Here is a 17069-nt window from a genome sequence, read left to right as displayed (position 1 = left end):
AACTTATGCTCTTGCAATTCCTAATCTAAAATTGGCGATTTTTGAACCATGCCAATGCCTTAGCAGTAATGCTCAAATGAGGGATACAGGGTGTACGAAAGTGAATAGTCGTTTTCTGTGGCCTCGCAGTTTAAGAGAGTTCGGGTAGTGTTAAGCCCATCGCCCACGAATATACGAAAAGTGGCGTGGGACAGCTCAGAGTAGGAGGCTGCACATGCAGCGACTTTCCAGTTCACATTTTGTTCAATAAGCGGGGTTTTCTCGTGCCAAACATTGGCATTCAAAACAGCAAGCTTGGTATAACAAATAAAACGACAATAAATCATGGAAGATAAAAGCAATGCCGATTCATTTTCATCAGCTTACTGCAAAGGAAAACACCTCAATACTTACCATCGACGATTGGTACATTGAAGCGGGCCAACCGTGGGGCATTTTTAGCTCACTGGGGGATATTGGCTCAATACTTGGTGACTTGCTATGCGGTGAGATTAAACCTGAATCTGGTGAGCTAAACATCGAAAATCACCATATTGCGCAAGTCTCCCTATCTGAACAGCAGCGATTGCTAGAGCAAGAGATTGAAAAAGACGATACCGATTTTCTTGATCGGATTGATCAAGGCAGTTCGGTATACGAGTTGATTTTTGAAGTGAGTCAAGATGAAGCTTTGGCACAAAAGCTGTTAAAAGAGCTCGACCTTTCCCATTTGGCTGAAACGGGTTTTCGAGTGCTTTCTACCGGAGAGACAAGACGAGTGATGCTGGCACGCGCGCTGGCTACCAAGCCCGATTTAGTACTGCTCGACAACCCATTTACAGGGTTAGATGTAGAGCATCGAGCATCATTAGCTCGCTACCTTCAAGCACTTTCTCAATCGGTACAGATGTTGATTACCTTTTCGCGTGAATCTGATATGCCGGATTGGATAGAGCGGATTGCTCTGTTCAATGGCGGGAAATTGGATAGTGTTATGGACAAGCAAAGCTGGGATCAACACCCAATTATCGCGCAGATCAAATCTCAATCAGAGAAGCAAAGCGAAGCAATGATGGCTCTGATTCGTCAGCACCAACATTCAACCCATTTTGACAACCCGATCTTTGAACTGAAAAACGGTAAGGTGGAATATATCGAAAAAACCATTTTTACTGATTTGAATTGGCGTATTGATAAAGGTCAGCACTGGCAAGTCAAAGGGCCGAATGGCTGCGGCAAGAGCACCTTGTTGGGGTTGATATTTGGTGATCACCCGCAGTGCTATAGTAACGATATACATATCTTTGGTAAGAAGCGTGGTAGTGGTGAGACGATATGGGAAATTAAGCAACATATCGGGATGGTATCGTCGGCTCTGCATCTTCAATACCGTGTTAATTGCAGCGCATTGGATGTGATTCTATCGGGCTTTTATGACTCCATTGGTCTTTATTCCCAACCGAGCAAAAAAGAAATCACGATTGCCAAGGAGTGGTTAACGATTCTTCATATGGAGCAATATGAGAAAACCTCTTTTAAACAACTGGAGTATGGTCAGCAGCGCTTGCTATTGATTGCCCGAGCGATCGTGAAGCAGCCGACGCTGTTGATTTTGGACGAACCTTATCAAGGCTTAGATTACTTAGGTCGAGTATTGGTGAAAAACACCCTAGAGCTCATTGCCAAAGAAAATTTAAGCCAGCTTCTCTATGTTTCTCACTATCAAGAAGATGGTTTAAGCAGTATTCAAAACTATCTTGAGTTCCAGTTTGATCAACAAGCCCAGTGCTACAAAGGTTATATTGAGTAGGTCCTTTATTTCGATTGCCAACCACTTCAGGGGACTGAAGTGGTCAGATACGCAACGAGATTATATTTGGGTGTAAAGCTCAAGGTAGATAAAATTCTTTTCTATTGATGTACACTCTCTTCAATATTCTCCATCAAAGAGCCCTCTAGTTTGTATCCAGAAGAAAACCGAGTAAGAAAAGCCAGACGCGTCGAAAGCGTGATGAACTCAGCGTTGTGGCATTTAGGTCAGAAAGATTTAACTGAAGCAGAGCTTGTCGCTAAGCTGAGGTTAAAGACAGATAACCAAGAGTGGATTGACGATACTTTAGAAAAACTGCGTGGCTTTGGTTACCTCAAATCAGACAAACAGTTTGCTGAGCAATTTGTTGAGCGCTCGTATGCGAATGAATATGGTAGTGAATATATTCGTGACAAACTAAACAAGAAAGGGCTTGATGAATCACTGGTTAATGAAGCGATCGCGAAAGTGAAAGAATCACTGAATATCGATGAGCAAACGATGCTCAATGAGCGAGTCAATAACTACTATCAAACCTTTACGATGAGTAAAGAAAAACTCACTGCAACGCTGCAAAAACGTGGCTTTAGTTATGCCCAAGTCAATCAAGCAATCAAACAGCATGCTTGCTACCATCAACTGAAAACCAACCTAGAGATTAAAGCTGAGAAAGCGGACCTTGAAAAAGAGGTATTGAAATATGCCCGCAAAGGTAAGGGGCTTACGGTTATTCGCCAAGAGCTTCGTCAGCGTAAAATCGATATTAGCGAACTTGACGTTTTAGTTGAGAAGTTAATTAACGCAGAACAACTCGACTTTTACACTGCGTGTTTAGAACAACTAAGTAAAAAGTCTTATGACCTGACTGTTCACAGCGAGCGCAGTAAAGCGTATGCGATGCTAAGCCGCAAAGGGTTCAGTTCTGACGAAATTCAGTTTGCGATGACTGAATTGGATTAGCTGGGAGAAGCTCGTTTTCGAATCCCAGCTTAGAACTCTGTGTTGACTTTCGACAAAATAGAAACGAACTGTTTTACGTGGCTATCATCAAGGTTTCTAGTGAGATCTTTTACCAGGTCAAGGTGGAGTTGATTGTGGTGCTGGTGGATCGTCAGCCCTTGGCTTGTCAGTCCAACCACAATAGAACGTCTATCTTCAGGGTGAGGGAGACGCTCAATCAAACCCGCTGTAACCAACTTGTCGACCTGCACAGTCAGCGTGCCCGTTGTAATACTCAGTTTGTCAGCAAGTTCTTTCATTCTCATTTGACCGTGATTGCCGAGAACCTCAATTGTATGAACTTGTGCGAGTGAGTATCCGGTTTCTTTAACGACAGACAGTTCCCAAGAAGACATTTTGTCATAGAACTCTGTTAGCAATTGATTTAGGTTTTCAAGATCTTGCATGGTTTGAATGAACTTCCAAAGTGAGATGGCTAATTCTATCAAACTGGGCAAGCTTTTGCTTGTAGTCTGTTAGCGACAGGTCACTGGACGAGTCTATAGTGATGGCTGCGCTGTAATGGTCGCTACTAATCTTCCAAATATGGAGATCGGTCACTTCGCCGTAGGGGGCGAGTTGTGCCTTGACCGCTTCACGATAATCATCTTCTATACTTTCATCGAGCAAGATCGGGCTAGTTTGACTCAGTAGATTTAGTGTCCATTTAGTGATGACAAGCGCGCCGACCATTCCCATTACGGCATCCAACCAGTTCCAACCATAAAACTTGCCAATGACGAGGGCGATAATGGCGAGCAGTGAGGTTAGTGTATCTGCAAGTACATGCATGTATGCGGCCCGAAGATTGTGATCGTGCTGGTGGTGATGTGAATTAGCGTGTTCGTGAGTATGTTCATGACCATGGTGATCGCCTAGTAAGAACATGCTGACTAGGTTTACCACTAAGCCGATGATCGCCACGATAATCGCTTCATTAAACTGGATGGTATGAGGGTTGAACAAGCGATTGACGGATTCGGTAAACATCAATATTGCGACAATCCCCAGCGCAATTGCACTGGTGTATCCTCCCAACACACTCACTTTACCAGTGCCGAAAGAAAAACGTTGATTATGGGCATTTTTCTTGGCGTATCGATAGGCAAACAAAGTGATGCAAAAAGCTGCGGCGTGTGTCCCCATATGCCAACCATCAGCAAGTAAAGCCATTGAACCGAACATGGTTCCGGCAACAATTTCAATGATCATTGTTGTGAGAGTAAGCAACAGCACCCAAGCTGTACGCTTCTCTCCTTGGTGATTGTGTTTGACGAAATTGTGTTCGTGCTTAATCGAGTGCATGGTTGTGCCTTTAGTTTGATAATCAAAGTATTTAAATTTAATTATATTTGATAGTCAAACTAAATCAACATTGAGGAAGCTAAACAATCAGCACCGATGAGTTAGCTACTATGGTGCCTGTCCTTGTAAGGGGATGTACTAAAGGGCGTTATGGTGTGTGTCCCTGTAAGGGGATGTGCTAAAGGGTTATATGGTGTCTGTCCCTGTAAGAGGGAGTATTCCAGTTGGGGCAAGGTGGCGCTATGGCGGATTAGTGTTTTAGCATAGTGCCACCTTGTTAAGTGGTATCTGCGTGATCAGTTTTGAGGCTGAATGATCACTTTCTCGATGATGACATCACAAGCTGGCATGTCTTCGTGTCCAAATCGAGTGCAGGTGTCTAACTGAGCGATTTTTTCCACGATCTCAATACCTGCGGTCACGGTTGCGAAAACGGCATAGCCCCAACCGTAATTGGTTTTGCCCGTGTGATCCAAGAAATCATTGTCGGCTACATTAATGAAGAACTGCGCTGTGGCGGAGTGAGGGGCATCAGTTCTTGCCATAGCGACAGAACCTTTGACGTTTTTTAGTCCGTTATAGGCTTCATTGCCAATTGGTGCATGCGTTTTTTTTTCTAGCATATTAAGCGCAAAACCATCATCGCGAAGCTCGTAGCCCCCACCTTGGATCATAAATCCATCGATAACGCGGTGAAATAGCGTGTTGCTATAGAAGCCTTCTTGGCAGTAACGCAGGAAGTTTTTGCATGTCTCTGGTGCTTGAGAATGGTTGAGGGTGATTTCAATATCACCGTAGTTGGTCACTAATGTAATCATATTGGCTTTAGGTTAATAAATTTGCTGGGCAGTATAAGGAAAAGTGTCTGATAACAAAATATTCAATCATAAGGAGAGGCAGAGGAGTTGGATAAAGTTCCTGTGGCGCTGATACTTCGTTTATGATTTTTGGTTTAGAACCACTCGACCTTTAACTCATTGCCTTGTCTGCAGACCAAGTGATTCTCGCTGAAACAGCCCCCTTGAGGAGAGAGAGGTCTTCACTAAATCATACTGGACGGTGGTGGTAATCCTTGAGCTGCTAAGCGGTGAATTAAGAGGATTTATCGTCGCTATAAAAAATTTATTAACGATATTACTAGAGAAGAGGTCGGATGTGGTGATAATAGCTGCTTTCGCCGTCAGATGGATTGTTTTTATGAAGTCTATGCTTCTCTTTTTATTGTCTTTTTTCTTAATATCGCCGCAGTCACTCGCTAGCGATATGCCTTTAGATGAACAGCAGAACAGTGCTAACTCGAGCGTAAAAGAGCTTGTTGTCGGAAGACAGTACGGTGTACACAACTGCTTGTGGCGTCCTGCCACTGTTGGTGAAAACAATACCACTTATCAAGATATTGCCTTTCAATTTGCGCAATCAATTGGAGCGAAGGTGACGTATCACTACTTTAGTGATCGCGATGAACTGCTTTTTGCTTTGTACAAAGGCAAAATCGATATGGCAATGGGTTACGCTAAGACGCAAGAAGGCGAACCTTACTTTGCCTACACGCCGCCGATTTACAATATTCGCTCGGTAACTTGGTATCATGACTCAAGCATGAAAAACATACCTGCTCAAGCATTGAATTGGGGGTGTGCGCGTGGCTCAGTTTATTGTGAGGTCCTACGATCTAAAGAGTTAGGCAATACAGCGACCTATCATTCAACACGCTTGTTGATGCGTGCATTAATGTCCGGTGAGATTGATGCGATCTACACAGATGTTGTATCTGCTGAGCAATATTTATCTGAGCGCACTTTCGGCGAGTGGGCGGGGTATATTGATTACTATACTCCGCTGCCAAATTACCCTGCATCTATCCTGACATCGAAGAATAACCTCGATTTATATCAGCAACTTAATAACTACCTCAACGATTCTCGAGAGTCACTAGAGCGTAATCAACGTACGTTGATTGACTCAATTGGTGGTGAGATGATGCTCAGTGCACTTAGCTTGGAATATGGGCATAGCGAAATTCGCTACAGTTTTGAAGAAAACATGCGTCCGTTCTCTTATCGTGATGAGAATACTGGTCAACAGGTTGGTTATATTCATGATTTGATGTCCATGATGTCGCGTAAGAGTGGGATTCGTTTTGAATATGTTGCCCCTAACGGCAAAGACCCAGTGGATATGCTGAGAAGTGGTGAGATTGATCTTTTGCCAGGGCATGTGACGAGTGACAAGGACGAGTTTATCTACTCGACTTCTTTTGGCAAAGTTAACTGGACTTTGGTTGAAGCCACCTCGAAGTCTGGCCAAGGGAAAACCGCGGTACTTGACCGCTCTGGGCGCTTGGTGTTGCCCAAAACAGAACAACTATTTGATAAAAAGCCGATTTTGTTTACAGACCTTGATCAGTTATTGAAAGAAATGACGCAAGGCGAAGTTGATTACGCGTATATTCCATCATATGTAGTCGATTACTACGCGTACGGCAATAACAGTGATATTTACAGAATTGTGCTTGCTCCTAATGTTAAGGATCTCAGTATCGAACTGGGCTTTACGTTAGCGGCCAAGAGTTCGTTATTGCAATCAATGGTTAATGATGTGCTGCAATTGATCAGCGCCAATGAGATTGAGATGCTGCATCTTAAACACCATAAGGTGATAGCTCAATATGGCTATGATAAAGCGAATATTGCGGTTATCGCGCTATCGATTTTTTCCTTGTTCCTTTTGATCGTGCTTGCTTTTCAGCTTAAAGCGAATCGCTTGGCGAAGTCGTTACATAAGGCTGACGAAGTCGCCCAGCAAAATGCAAGACGGCTCACTTGGCTGAGTGATCTGCTCGATCGGCTTCCAAGTATGATCGCCATTTATGACCAACAAGGTGAGATAGTCCTATCCAACAAAGCGTTCAAAAAACATGGTATGGAATGTGTCAATTTCAGCAAAAATCATTGTCTCATCAAGAATCAAGCGCAGCGCTCAGAGGGGATTGGACATTTAGTCTGTCAGTGTCATTACTCTCATCGCTATTTACGCGTGCTTGAAAATGAAATTGGCGGGATGAACGACGATGGTCGTTATAAGATGATGGTTTACGATGACTATACAACATTAGAAAAGCAAAAAAACGAGCTCAAACAGTCGAACGAAAAAGCGCTCAAGGCAATCAAATCTCGCGATTTGTTCCTTGCGACGATCAGCCATGAGCTTAGAACCCCGATTGCTGCGTTGATTGGCTTAATGGAGTTGATGAGCACCAAAGTGGAAAGTGAAGAGAACATCGAGTTACTGTCTAACGCTCAATTATCCGCAACGCGTTTAAGGCTGCTGGTTAACGATATTCTGGATATTTCAAAAATTAAGGCAAACCAGTTCCATTTGGATGTGCGAAATGGCAACGTCTACACTGAGCTGTCGTCATTACTGAGAACTTACGAGTCGAATGCTGAGATGAAAAACCTTGGCTTCTTCTTAGACTGGAAACCAACGCCTTATGTGGAAGCAGCACTGGATTGGTTGCGAGTCGCGCAAGTGCTCAATAATCTGCTCAGCAATGCTGTGAAGTTCACGCAAACTGGGGAAATCAAAGTTGCCGTGGAGCTACAACAACACCAACTCGTTGTCGAAGTGAGTGACTCGGGCTGTGGTATGACAGATGAACAGTTATCGCACATCTTTACGCCTTTCGCGCAAGCTGATGTCTCAATCACAAGGAAATATGGTGGGACAGGGCTAGGCATGACGATAGTAAAAAGCATTGTTGAAATGATGTCGGGTGACCTCGATATCACCAGTGACTACGGTGTTGGAACTCGCATTCGGGTAAGTTTGCCAGCAGGGGCAACATCGCAGTTTTCAACTCAAGATGTAAAAGCGTTTTCGCTGGATGAAGATGTCACACAATGGCTAACAACTTGGCAAGTTAATGACACCAGTGCGAAGGAAATTAGTGTTCCACGTGGTAGTTGGAACAACCTTTACCCAGATTGGATTTTTAATGCGTTATATCGTCTCAATGAGCATCAAAGTTCGCCACAAAACCCTGAGTGTGAGTTTGTTGGAAATGTCGTCGTAGTTGATGATGATCCGATCAACCGATTATTGTTCAACAAGCAATTCTTAAAGTTGGGTATCAAACCTGTTCTGCTCAACGATGGGCTAGAAGCTTTTGAATATCTCTGCCAGCACGCAGAGGAGGTTGACTTGGTGGTGACCGATTGTCATATGCCTAACTTAGATGGCTACGAGCTGACAAAAAAAATCAAACATCACTTAGAGCTATCACATTTACCGGTAGTTGGATGTACGGCGGAAGATTCAAAAATCGCCGTAGAGAAAGCGAATCAAGCGGGTATGTGCCACATGATCTACAAACCTTACACCATGGAAGTACTAAGCCGAGTGCTAAAACGGTATCTGGTGGTGAAAGCGCCTAAGGTAGCCCAAGAGCAAATCTCTGTGAGCGAGGATTTTATTTGGCTTGAGGAACATCAGGACGGTGAGCGTGTAGAGATAATGAGCGTGGTGGTTGAATCCTTTATTCAAGAGCGTGAACTGATTGAGCAACGAGAGGGACTGGCGCAAGTGATTCACCGCTTAAAAGGCTCTTCAGCGTTACTGCAGTTAGACAGCCTAACCAACGCTGCCAAAGCGTGGGAAGAAACGGCAGAGTTACACGGAGATGCAGAGACCGACGATGTGCTAACAGAACTCTCGCGTTTAATTGTTCTCTATCAGGAATGGCTAGTGAACAACCACTAATACTTTTGTATGACTTCGCCCCGTTTGTTATTAACAGCGGGGCGAATTTTTATCAATGCATACATCCTGCCAAAAGCAAAACAAAGTCTGCAATTACATTGCTTGTATTATGTACAATTTGATCGCGAGCAAATTGCTACATTTCTATGACGACTGACATATACCGTATTCTTATATCTACACTACGCTTATTTATACGTCCAATGTTTCTGATCAGAACAACAGCGATTCTAGGTAGATTATATGAAGTCTCAAGTTGCGAAGAAAAGCCTAACCGAACAGGGCAATATAATTGACAGTGATACAAAGCAAGTGTTTGTTAATACTCTTTATTATCTTTTTTCTATCGTAGTAATAAGTGTCTTAGTTAATTTGTCTTTACGTATTGATATCTTATATTTTAGCCAGGGTTTAGGTGAATATTCATTTACTGAGTTTGTTCAGATAATTTTATTGTTATCGCTAGGTGCCTTATTTTGCTACCTGTCAATTAAAATAAACGAAGTTCAACATGCGGCGATTTTAGTCGCAGGTTTCTTTTCTGCTTTAGCTATCCGAGAAATGGATTTTTGGTTGGACACGATTAGCCATGGCTTTTGGTTGTATCCGGCCCTACTAGTGAGTCTTGCTGCTATTTATCAAAGTTTGCGTGGTGGTCGCAACACCTTTAAAGAGATGGCCGTATTGATGTCGAACTCGTATTTTAAGCAGATGATGGCGTGCGTTATTTTGCTGCTTGTTTTTTCACGTCTTTATGGAATGGGAGATTTTTGGCGTGAGGCGATGGGCGAAAACTATACGCGAGAAGTCAAAAACATCTCTGAAGAGGGGATTGAATTACTTTGCTATAGCTTAATCACATGTAGTGCCTACCAAGCAGTTCGGAGCTTTTTACGCAAAAAAGTATATTTAAAAGCACCTTACTTACTATGTTAAAAGAATTAACTAAACAACGGATGTTCCGGGTGTTATTTATTTTAATCCGGAAAATAAATTAAGCGTTGAAAGCTAGGTTTGTAAAGTGCCAATTTAAATTATTATTGTTGTTTTACATTATTTAATTTCATCATTTTGCTATCTGGGTACGGGTATTTTTTTTATCTCTTGTTACCATATACCTTGTCAAACATTCTAACTGATCGTGTCATCTTGGCGATTGTTAAAAGAACACGCAGAAGTTCTATCGAATCCAAGCGACATGATTGATTTAAACAAAGGAGATATAAGTGAAACATTTGGCTATGGCGGTAGTTGTAAAACAAGGCAAGGTGTTAGTTCAAAAACGCTACCGTGCAGAAAAGGGAATGGTACTGGAATTTCCTGGAGGGAAAGTTGGCCTAGATGAGACAGGTACGGATGCCGCTATCCGAGAGTTGGCGGAAGAGACGGGTATTCGAGGTCTTAAACATACGGCAACTTACACCAAAGTGAATCAGTTAGGTGGCCGCATCTACTTTGTAATTTTACGTGCAAATGAAGGGGTAGAGCCAAAGGCTGCAGATGCCTCGATTAAGCAAGAGTTCAGTTGGATGAGCCCAGAGATAATCCCTCAGGACGATTTCCATCCAGCGGATCGTGAGTTTATCAACCAGTACCTACAGCAATACTCCCTCATTCCTGCGTAACATCATTTTCCTACCTAGCTAAAAAAGAAAAGCCAATCACAACAGTGTGATTGGCTACATTATGTGTGAACAAAACGCGTTCACTAACAACGTCAGTTGGCTAGGTGACCCTCGGCTTAATAAGGGTCACTTTATAAATAGCATTTTATGTGCCATCTTTTTCATGTGCATAAATGTGCGCAACCCCTTGTTTTCTGTCTCACTCATGCGTCTAAGTTGCAATATGCAATTGCAAAATGCAACTGTCGCAAAAATGCTACTGATAAAATTAACGTTTATAAATTCGCCTCGGGTTACTAAACAGAATAGAAGAAGTACAGCTGTGATTTCATGCGGATAATAATGCCTCGAATCACATCCAAGAAATTGAGAAAACTAATTGGCTTTTCTGCACTGACCCACGCTAAGCCGACAGAACCTACAGGTATGTCATAACCTTCTGGCTCATCAATTTTCAAACGAACAAAGTGGTGTTTGTTCTGCAAGTTTTTGCCTGTTGTTGTTCGCACCGATTGATCAACACCCAGTAGGTTAGATTGTGATTCGCCAGTCGCTTCAACGATCCCCTCGACTTGGGCAGAGAAGATTTTGCCCGGATAGACAGAAGAGGAAAATTCAGCGGCTTGACCGGCCTTAATATTACGCATCGCTTGATGGTTTACCCGCATAAGTACGTACTTTTCATCGGTATACATTTGTAGGCGTGGCATCATAGAAACACGTTGCCCTTCGCGAAGTATAAAGTTAGTCACAAAGCCATCCGCGGGGGCATAGACTTTGGTGCTGTCGAGATCCCACTGCGCTTTGGCAACGTTCTGCTCAGCGGTACTTAAATCGCTCTTGCGGCTCTGAATGGTAAGTCGAGCTTTGTTGATGTCTAACATCGCTTTTTCTACTTCAACATGCTTTGTCGCAATTTGAGATTCGATCGTCTCGATTGTATGTTCAGCTTTGACAACCGTTGTGTGCTGCTTTTCCATATCACTTTCAGTAATGGTGTCACTGACAATCTGGTTCTGCTTTTGGTAACGCGTAAGCGTGTTGAGTTGCAGTTTATAATCGGCTTCTGCCGTTGCTAACTGAGCTTTGCTAGTTTGTAACTCTTGCAGTTCTGATTGGTAGTTCGCTTTAGCAACGTCTACATCTTGAATCGCAACGTCAAGCGCGACTTGTGCTGCTTGAGCACTGACCTCTGCTTGACGAAGTGCGATTTGATATTTCGTATCGTCAATTTCATAGATCAACTGACCTTTCTCTAACTGCTGATTTGGCGAGATATGAATCTTAGTTACTTTGCCTTTAACTGCTGTAGAGTCTGGGCGCAACTGAATGTGCGGTGACTGAACAACAGAGCCTCCGGATAGATCCATAGGAGTAAAGTTGATTAAACCCACCCAAACGAACATTAGCCATCCGGTGCCTCCTAGGTAAGCAAAGGATTTAGTGTACTTGTTCCAAGGCATACCCACAAAACGTAAGATATAAATAAACAGCGCCCAAATGGCCAAGCCTTCTAACATGCTGAGTCCTCATTGTTGTGGTTGTTGTTCGTGCCGTGGCGCCATGTATCACGTAGGTTGATAATGGCTTTTTCCATATCCACAAACGCTAAAATAACAGCCAACACCCAAACCCAATGCCAGATGAAACCAATCCAAGTTAACGCGGTAATTAAACCAATTTGCTGGTGGTCTTTACTGTGCGCTTTGTTGATTGGAAGTTCATGAAAGCGCCAAAAACCGTAGGCGACGGCGCCGATGGTGCCAACAAGGACAACGGCAGCGAAAATATGCAGTGCAGTGTCTGCTCCGGTACCGACAAATGGCACGCTAACTAGACTCATGTATCACTCCTCTAAAAAGTTACGCAGGAGATTGTGATCAAGATTTGAAATTTGGCTGCTTATGTGACAGATTAAATCAATTATTAATTTCAGTTGATTAAATCTGTCATGAGAAAAGTGCGTTTTATCCGAGCTTTGGGGCTGAGAAACATCCATTTTAGGGTCATGCAGCGGTATGGGTTACCTGCCAACTCGTTGGCGATTGCGGATTCTGTGCTGATGCAGCCTATGACATTGATTCCGGTCTCTGAAGCCAACCGATGGTATCAACAACTAGAGTTACAGAGCGGAAACCCAGACATCATCCTTGATGTGGCTGCTGATATTCGTCCAGAAGATTTAGGAGCGGTTGCTCGTTGGTTGTTCTCTGGGATTGACCTTGCATCTGCGATTCGGCGGTTAAACTACGGCATTGCCAGTTTGCAATCTGGCGCTTATCTGACGGCTTCACAAAGTGGGCCCATTATTAAATGGGCATACCAAAACCCATTTATTGATGTTAACAATAAAGCGCATGATGGGGTTCGTGCCGCCATTTTTATGTGTAAAGTGATTCGCCATTATGCTGGCGAGCACTTCACGCCAATGCGAATTATGTTGCCTGGTAGTCGCAGTAACCAAAAGAAATACAGTGATTATTTTGGTTGCGATGTGGGGTGGAATCACTCTAAAACAGAAGTGTGGTTTCCGGCTGATTTAAGATTGGCGACTCAATCACAATTGATTGGCGGTAAAAAACAACTCGCGATGAGTTTTGCTGAGCTGGACGAATTTCTCAACATGCCTGAAGCAGGGGATGAGATTAAGGTTATTTATGAAGTGCTCAATTACAGTTGCCACTATGGCTTTCCAACTGTCGAGCGCGTCTCGAGCTTAGTGGGGTTATCCCCGCAGCAGTTTCAACGCCGTCTGCATGCGATTGGTATGAACTTTACCAACGTGACTGGATATGTGTTGAGCAACATTGCGGTTGGTTTGTTGGACAAAGGCGTCTCGATTGAAGAGGTCTCGCAACGCTTGGGCTACCAAAACGTTGCGAGCTTTAATCGTATGTTTAAAAAGCAGAGAGCGTTAACTCCCAAGCAATTTATTAAGCGTATTGAAGAGCTTAGATAGCTGGTACATCAGAAGATTGTGTATTTTGGTCCGGTTTGATTCGATAAACCAAAACAGCAAACAACACCAATGCGTACAGCATCGACCAGCCGACACAAGCCATCATAATCACACAGATGACCAAAGAGAGGTAAGCAAGCACCTTAGGAGTGCCAGTCAGTAGCTTACATGCTGACAGCATCGCCATTAGATAAATGAGGACAAATACGCCGTTTGCAAGTTTGAGGAAAAATTCCAGATCAAGTTGCGAGATCTCGCCAATAAAGCAAGATAGAAGCAGCATTGCGCCCACTGCTAATGTCGCGTAAGAGGGTACGCCATTCCCAGACAACTCGGCTAGACGGCTTGTTGGCATGTAATCGCGGGCTTGGGCCCAAAGCATACGCGATAGACTTTGCGTATATAAGTTGATGCTAGCAAAACAGGTCGCAAAGCCAATTAAAGTGATCAATAACTGTACTTTCGGACCATACAGTAAGTTGGCAAGGTAAGGAATTGAGCCTGAGTCAAACTCCGCTGTACCATACGCATGGAACTTAAGTACCACAACCGAACACGCCCAGTACACTACGCCCGCCACAAGACAGCCAACAATGATCGCGATCGGGAAGTCTCGCTCTGGAGATTTAAATTCTTCTCCCATGTGGGCAAAAGCTTCGATACCAACAAAACACCAGAACATCACTGACAGTGCAGTACCGATAGCAAACCAGTCACTGCTTACTACCGCAGGCATTGTGATTTCTGACACCGATACATCGCCAAACCACCAGAATGACGCAACTAAAGTTACAATGCTCAAGGCGATGACAGTTTGTACCTGACCAGACACTTTGGCACCGGAGAGGTTAACAACCATCAATAGAATCACAGTGATGACTTGAGCAACAAGCGGATGATTCATTGATTCAGGCAGAATGGGCTGGAGGAATCCGGCACCCATGGTCACTGCGGCAGGTACACCAACCGGAATGACGCTCAAAAACAACCAAGCAATACTCTTCTCTAATCGTTGACTAAATGCCTTGCGCACAAAGAATGCGGTGCCACCGGCACTTGGATACTGCTTGCCCAGCATCGCAAAGGTCAATGCTACCGGACAAATGGCTATCAGCAACACTAGCCATGACCATAGGGAGTGCTCTCCAGCAATACCGGCTGCAATTGCCGGTACCATAAACAAGCCAGTGCCAAGTAAAGTCGTCGACATTTGGCCTATCCCAGAGAGTAAGGTGATTTCTTTTTTAAGCTCTGCCATCGCTTCTATTCCATTCTATGCTCATATTATCGACGCAAATTTCAGACTTTATGAGCTGGTTTTATATTAGCTTTAGATTACGCTCAATTAATACATGGGTCATTAGACAAAACGAGCAAAATGATCAGCAAAATGACTGAATTATATGTAAAAATAGGCATATTGACGGGGGAGACCCTATTGCTATCGAGTATGATTGAACTCTAGTTAAATTTGTTTCGATTTAATCTCAATTGTGTGGTTTTTAGTGGTGGTTTCGAGGATTTTTGAGGCAATATGGACCAATTTGATGAAAAAATACTGACTTTGTTGAAATACGATGCTCGCCTTTCGGTAAGTGAGCTCGCGAAGCAGGTCAATTTGTCACGCTCGGCAGTTACAGCGAGAGTAAAAAAGCTCGAGAAGCAAGGTATCATTCTTGGCTACCATGCCAATATTGTTAGACCTGAGGAAAGCGTGGTTATCAAAGCTTACTTAGCACTGAAATTTGATACGTCGACGTCAACAAAGCATAGTGAAGCTTATGCCGCGAAGATCTATCAAATTGACGGCGTGAAGTGGAGCCATGCCATCAGTGGTGAGACGGATATGATGTTGTATGTTGAAACATCGACCATGGAGCAACTCAATAATATTCGCAATGAGCTGCACCAGATTCCAGATCTCTATCAATTGACAACGCATACAGTATTAACGGAGCTTTTCAATAACTTGCGTAATGATTAATCATATCAACTTAAATTTACTGCGCTCATTGCAAGTCTTGATCGAAGAGTGTCATGTAAGTCGCGCGGCTGCGCGGCTTAATCTGACTCAGTCCGCGGTGAGTCGCCAGCTCGGACAACTGAGAGAATTGTGTGATGATCCACTGCTTGTTCGCGATGGAAATCGGTTACTGCCTACGCAGCGAGCGCAGGCTCTACTGACTAAAGTCAATCAAGTGCTGCTGCAAGCAGATGAACTGTTCAATGATGCGCCTTTTGAGCCTGAGAGCTGGCAGCAAGAGTTTGTCTTTGCTTCAAGTGACTATGTCGCCCAGTTTATTGTTCCTCAAATCATTCCTATCTTAGGCAAGCGAGCACCTTTGCTCGATTTTAGCTACCGCTTGTGGCAGCAAGAGTACCTGCTCAACATGCAGCAACTGGGTATTGACCTTGCTTCTACCATGTTGCCAGAAGCCCCCAACCACCTATCTAGCATTAAGATTGGTGAAGACCAGCCTGTTTGCTTAATGCGAGCCGAGCATCCGCTTAGCGCTTTATCTGACTGGTGCGCCGACGCGATCGTCAGTTACCCACACTTAAAAGTGACAGGGGGAGGGGACAAAGACACTCATGCTGACTTAGCGTTAAAGGAACTTGGGTTACAACGCCGAGTCGCGGTCAAAGTCCCTTTCTTTTCGACAGCAGTCAAAGTGCTTCAAGAGACGGATTTATTGATGATCGTGCCTGATCATATTGCGATGAATATTTCTCAAGATGCGTCTCTCGTTTATCGACCATTGCCTTTCCAATGTTTGATGCACCAGTATTGGTTAATGTGGCATCCCAAGTTTGATCAAGACCGAGGTCATGAGTGGATGCGAAATCAGGTGCTCGACGTTATGCGTATCTCGCCCAAGTCGATTCAGATTATTTAACTGTTGAGATGAATGCTATGATTTGAAATCATAGCAACTATGAGTAACTTTGATTTCAAATCATTTCTAATCGAGAGTAAGTTGTTCTTCATCCTTTTTTATTGATTACATAGTATGACTCTTACAGTTTGGTTCTCTTTATTTACCATATGCTTACTTGGCGCAATGTCGCCAGGGCCTAGCCTTGCCGTGGTGGCAAAGCACAGTTTAGCTGGTGGGCGTTCAAATGGTTTTGTCACGGCTTGGGCGCATGCGTTAGGTATCGGCATTTACGCTTTTATCACCTTAATTGGTCTCGCGGTGGTTCTGCAGCAGTCTCCTTTGCTTTTTAAAACCATCGCTTATGCTGGGGCGGCTTATTTGGCTTACTTGGGCGTGAACGCACTTCGCTCTAAAGGTGGTGTTGCGGCTAAGTTGGAGTCAGGCGAACAAACCACTCTAATGCAGTCGGCTCGAGAAGGTTTCTTTATCTCAATACTTAGCCCAAAGATTGCGTTGTTTTTTATTGCTCTATTTAGCCAATTTATTGCTATCGGCAGTGATGTTGCGAGTAAGTCTATTATTGTGCTCACACCATTAATCGTTGACGGTTTGTGGTACACATTGATTACGTTTCTACTATCGAGTCCCAAGCTTATTGATAAAATACGTAATCAAGCACAGTTGATTGATAGACTTTCTGGCATCATTCTTATTCTGTTAGCCCTTCGTGTTGTATTTACTGTGTAGAAATG

The 17069-nt window shown here is 43.6% G+C and carries 15 protein-coding genes; 9 read left to right on the top strand and 6 right to left on the bottom strand.

Features of this window, described 5'->3' with window-relative positions; genetic code table 11:
- Positions 1-340 precede the first annotated feature (340 nt).
- Positions 341-1789, top strand: coding sequence for a molybdate ABC transporter ATP-binding protein ModF (gene modF / locus GZK95_RS19930; RefSeq protein WP_075715824.1), 1449 nt, complete (start codon positions 341-343; stop codon positions 1787-1789).
- Positions 1790-1990: 201 nt separating this feature from the next.
- Positions 1991-2749 carry a RecX family transcriptional regulator gene (locus GZK95_RS19925; protein WP_083626315.1) on the top strand — a complete coding sequence of 253 codons (759 nt, stop codon included), beginning with the start codon at positions 1991-1993 and terminating at the stop codon, positions 2747-2749.
- Between the two features lie 29 nt (positions 2750-2778).
- On the opposite strand, the gene GZK95_RS19920 is transcribed toward GZK95_RS19925, so the two are convergent.
- The 3 genes from GZK95_RS19920 to GZK95_RS19910 form a co-directional block, all read right to left on the bottom strand.
- Entirely contained in the window at positions 2779-3195 is a 417-nt protein-coding gene (locus tag GZK95_RS19920) for a MarR family winged helix-turn-helix transcriptional regulator (protein WP_075715822.1), read from the bottom strand.
- Positions 3182-4093: a CDF family Co(II)/Ni(II) efflux transporter DmeF gene (gene dmeF / locus GZK95_RS19915; RefSeq protein ID WP_075715821.1), complete on the bottom strand. Its 912-nt coding sequence runs from the start codon at positions 4091-4093 to the stop codon at positions 3182-3184. Before dmeF ends, GZK95_RS19920 begins: the two co-directional genes overlap by 14 nt.
- A 296-nt stretch (positions 4094-4389) precedes the next feature.
- The gene (locus tag GZK95_RS19910) at positions 4390-4911 is read right to left on the bottom strand and encodes a peptidylprolyl isomerase (RefSeq protein WP_075715820.1); all 522 of its coding nucleotides are present in this window, start codon (positions 4909-4911) and stop codon (positions 4390-4392) included.
- A 379-nt stretch (positions 4912-5290) separates the two neighbouring features.
- Here GZK95_RS19910 and GZK95_RS19905 point away from each other — a divergent pair, with 379 nt between their 5' ends.
- The 3 genes from GZK95_RS19905 (at position 5291) to GZK95_RS19895 (ending at position 10479) form a co-directional block, all read left to right on the top strand.
- Positions 5291-8854, top strand: coding sequence for an ATP-binding protein (locus GZK95_RS19905; RefSeq protein WP_075715819.1), 3564 nt, complete (start codon positions 5291-5293; stop codon positions 8852-8854).
- 243 nt (positions 8855-9097) lie between these two features.
- Positions 9098-9790 (top strand): hypothetical protein, encoded by a 693-nt coding sequence (locus GZK95_RS19900; protein ID WP_161987239.1) that lies wholly within the window; start codon positions 9098-9100, stop codon positions 9788-9790.
- 290 nt (positions 9791-10080) lie between these two features.
- The gene (locus GZK95_RS19895) at positions 10081-10479 is read left to right on the top strand and encodes an NUDIX hydrolase (RefSeq protein WP_075712878.1); all 399 of its coding nucleotides are present in this window, start codon (positions 10081-10083) and stop codon (positions 10477-10479) included.
- A gap of 296 nt (positions 10480-10775) precedes the next feature.
- Here GZK95_RS19895 and GZK95_RS19890 read toward each other — a convergent pair whose 3' ends face one another.
- Positions 10776-11999, bottom strand: a complete 1224-nt coding sequence (locus GZK95_RS19890) for an HlyD family secretion protein (protein WP_075708754.1) — start codon at positions 11997-11999, stop codon at positions 10776-10778.
- Positions 11993-12322, bottom strand: coding sequence for an MFS transporter (locus GZK95_RS19885; RefSeq protein ID WP_075708756.1), 330 nt, complete (start codon positions 12320-12322; stop codon positions 11993-11995). The genes GZK95_RS19890 and GZK95_RS19885 overlap by 7 nt, the downstream gene beginning before the upstream one ends.
- 108 nt (positions 12323-12430) lie before the next feature.
- Here GZK95_RS19885 and GZK95_RS19880 point away from each other — a divergent pair, with 108 nt between their 5' ends.
- Complete coding sequence (locus GZK95_RS19880) at positions 12431-13438, top strand: AraC family transcriptional regulator (RefSeq protein WP_075712880.1); 1008 nt, start codon at positions 12431-12433, stop codon at positions 13436-13438.
- On the opposite strand, the gene yjeH is transcribed toward GZK95_RS19880, so the two are convergent.
- On the bottom strand, positions 13431-14696 hold the full coding sequence (gene yjeH / locus GZK95_RS19875; protein WP_075708760.1) for an L-methionine/branched-chain amino acid transporter: 1266 nt from the start codon (positions 14694-14696) through the stop codon (positions 13431-13433). The two genes, GZK95_RS19880 and yjeH, sit on opposite strands and share 8 nt — an antisense overlap.
- 276 nt (positions 14697-14972) lie before the next feature.
- Between yjeH and GZK95_RS19870 the strand changes: the two genes are divergently transcribed.
- The 3 genes from GZK95_RS19870 to GZK95_RS19860 all read left to right on the top strand — a co-directional run bounded on the left by GZK95_RS19870 (position 14973) and on the right by GZK95_RS19860 (position 17064).
- Positions 14973-15422, top strand: a complete 450-nt coding sequence (locus GZK95_RS19870; RefSeq protein ID WP_075708762.1) for an Lrp/AsnC family transcriptional regulator — start codon at positions 14973-14975, stop codon at positions 15420-15422.
- Complete coding sequence (locus GZK95_RS19865) at positions 15415-16335, top strand: LysR family transcriptional regulator (RefSeq protein WP_075712882.1); 921 nt, start codon at positions 15415-15417, stop codon at positions 16333-16335. The genes GZK95_RS19870 and GZK95_RS19865 overlap by 8 nt, the downstream gene beginning before the upstream one ends.
- 114 nt (positions 16336-16449) lie before the next feature.
- Complete coding sequence (locus GZK95_RS19860; RefSeq protein ID WP_075708766.1) at positions 16450-17064, top strand: LysE family translocator; 615 nt, start codon at positions 16450-16452, stop codon at positions 17062-17064.
- Positions 17065-17069 lie beyond the last annotated feature (5 nt).

Source organism: Vibrio panuliri, assembly GCF_009938205.1.
GTDB lineage: Bacteria > Pseudomonadota > Gammaproteobacteria > Enterobacterales > Vibrionaceae > Vibrio > Vibrio panuliri.
This window is presented reverse-complemented; position numbering and strand designations above follow the sequence as displayed.

What these genes read in the sequence shown, in the direction of transcription:
- dmeF (WP_075715821.1), bottom strand. Translation starts at nt 4,093, where the DNA reads ATGCACTCGATTAAGCACGAACACAATTTCGTCAAACACAATCACCAA.
- GZK95_RS19885 (WP_075708756.1), bottom strand. Translation starts at nt 12,322, where the DNA reads ATGAGTCTAGTTAGCGTGCCATTTGTCGGTACCGGAGCAGACACTGCA.
- GZK95_RS19920 (WP_075715822.1), bottom strand. Translation starts at nt 3,195, where the DNA reads ATGCAAGATCTTGAAAACCTAAATCAATTGCTAACAGAGTTCTATGAC.
- GZK95_RS19860 (WP_075708766.1), top strand. Translation starts at nt 16,450, where the DNA reads ATGACTCTTACAGTTTGGTTCTCTTTATTTACCATATGCTTACTTGGC.
- GZK95_RS19890 (WP_075708754.1), bottom strand. Translation starts at nt 11,999, where the DNA reads ATGTTAGAAGGCTTGGCCATTTGGGCGCTGTTTATTTATATCTTACGT.
- GZK95_RS19865 (WP_075712882.1), top strand. Translation starts at nt 15,415, where the DNA reads ATGATTAATCATATCAACTTAAATTTACTGCGCTCATTGCAAGTCTTG.
- GZK95_RS19880 (WP_075712880.1), top strand. Translation starts at nt 12,431, where the DNA reads ATGAGAAAAGTGCGTTTTATCCGAGCTTTGGGGCTGAGAAACATCCAT.
- GZK95_RS19870 (WP_075708762.1), top strand. Translation starts at nt 14,973, where the DNA reads ATGGACCAATTTGATGAAAAAATACTGACTTTGTTGAAATACGATGCT.
- GZK95_RS19910 (WP_075715820.1), bottom strand. Translation starts at nt 4,911, where the DNA reads ATGATTACATTAGTGACCAACTACGGTGATATTGAAATCACCCTCAAC.
- yjeH (WP_075708760.1), bottom strand. Translation starts at nt 14,696, where the DNA reads ATGGCAGAGCTTAAAAAAGAAATCACCTTACTCTCTGGGATAGGCCAA.
- modF (WP_075715824.1), top strand. Translation starts at nt 341, where the DNA reads ATGCCGATTCATTTTCATCAGCTTACTGCAAAGGAAAACACCTCAATA.
- GZK95_RS19925 (WP_083626315.1), top strand. Translation starts at nt 1,991, where the DNA reads ATGAACTCAGCGTTGTGGCATTTAGGTCAGAAAGATTTAACTGAAGCA.
- GZK95_RS19905 (WP_075715819.1), top strand. Translation starts at nt 5,291, where the DNA reads ATGAAGTCTATGCTTCTCTTTTTATTGTCTTTTTTCTTAATATCGCCG.
- GZK95_RS19900 (WP_161987239.1), top strand. Translation starts at nt 9,098, where the DNA reads ATGAAGTCTCAAGTTGCGAAGAAAAGCCTAACCGAACAGGGCAATATA.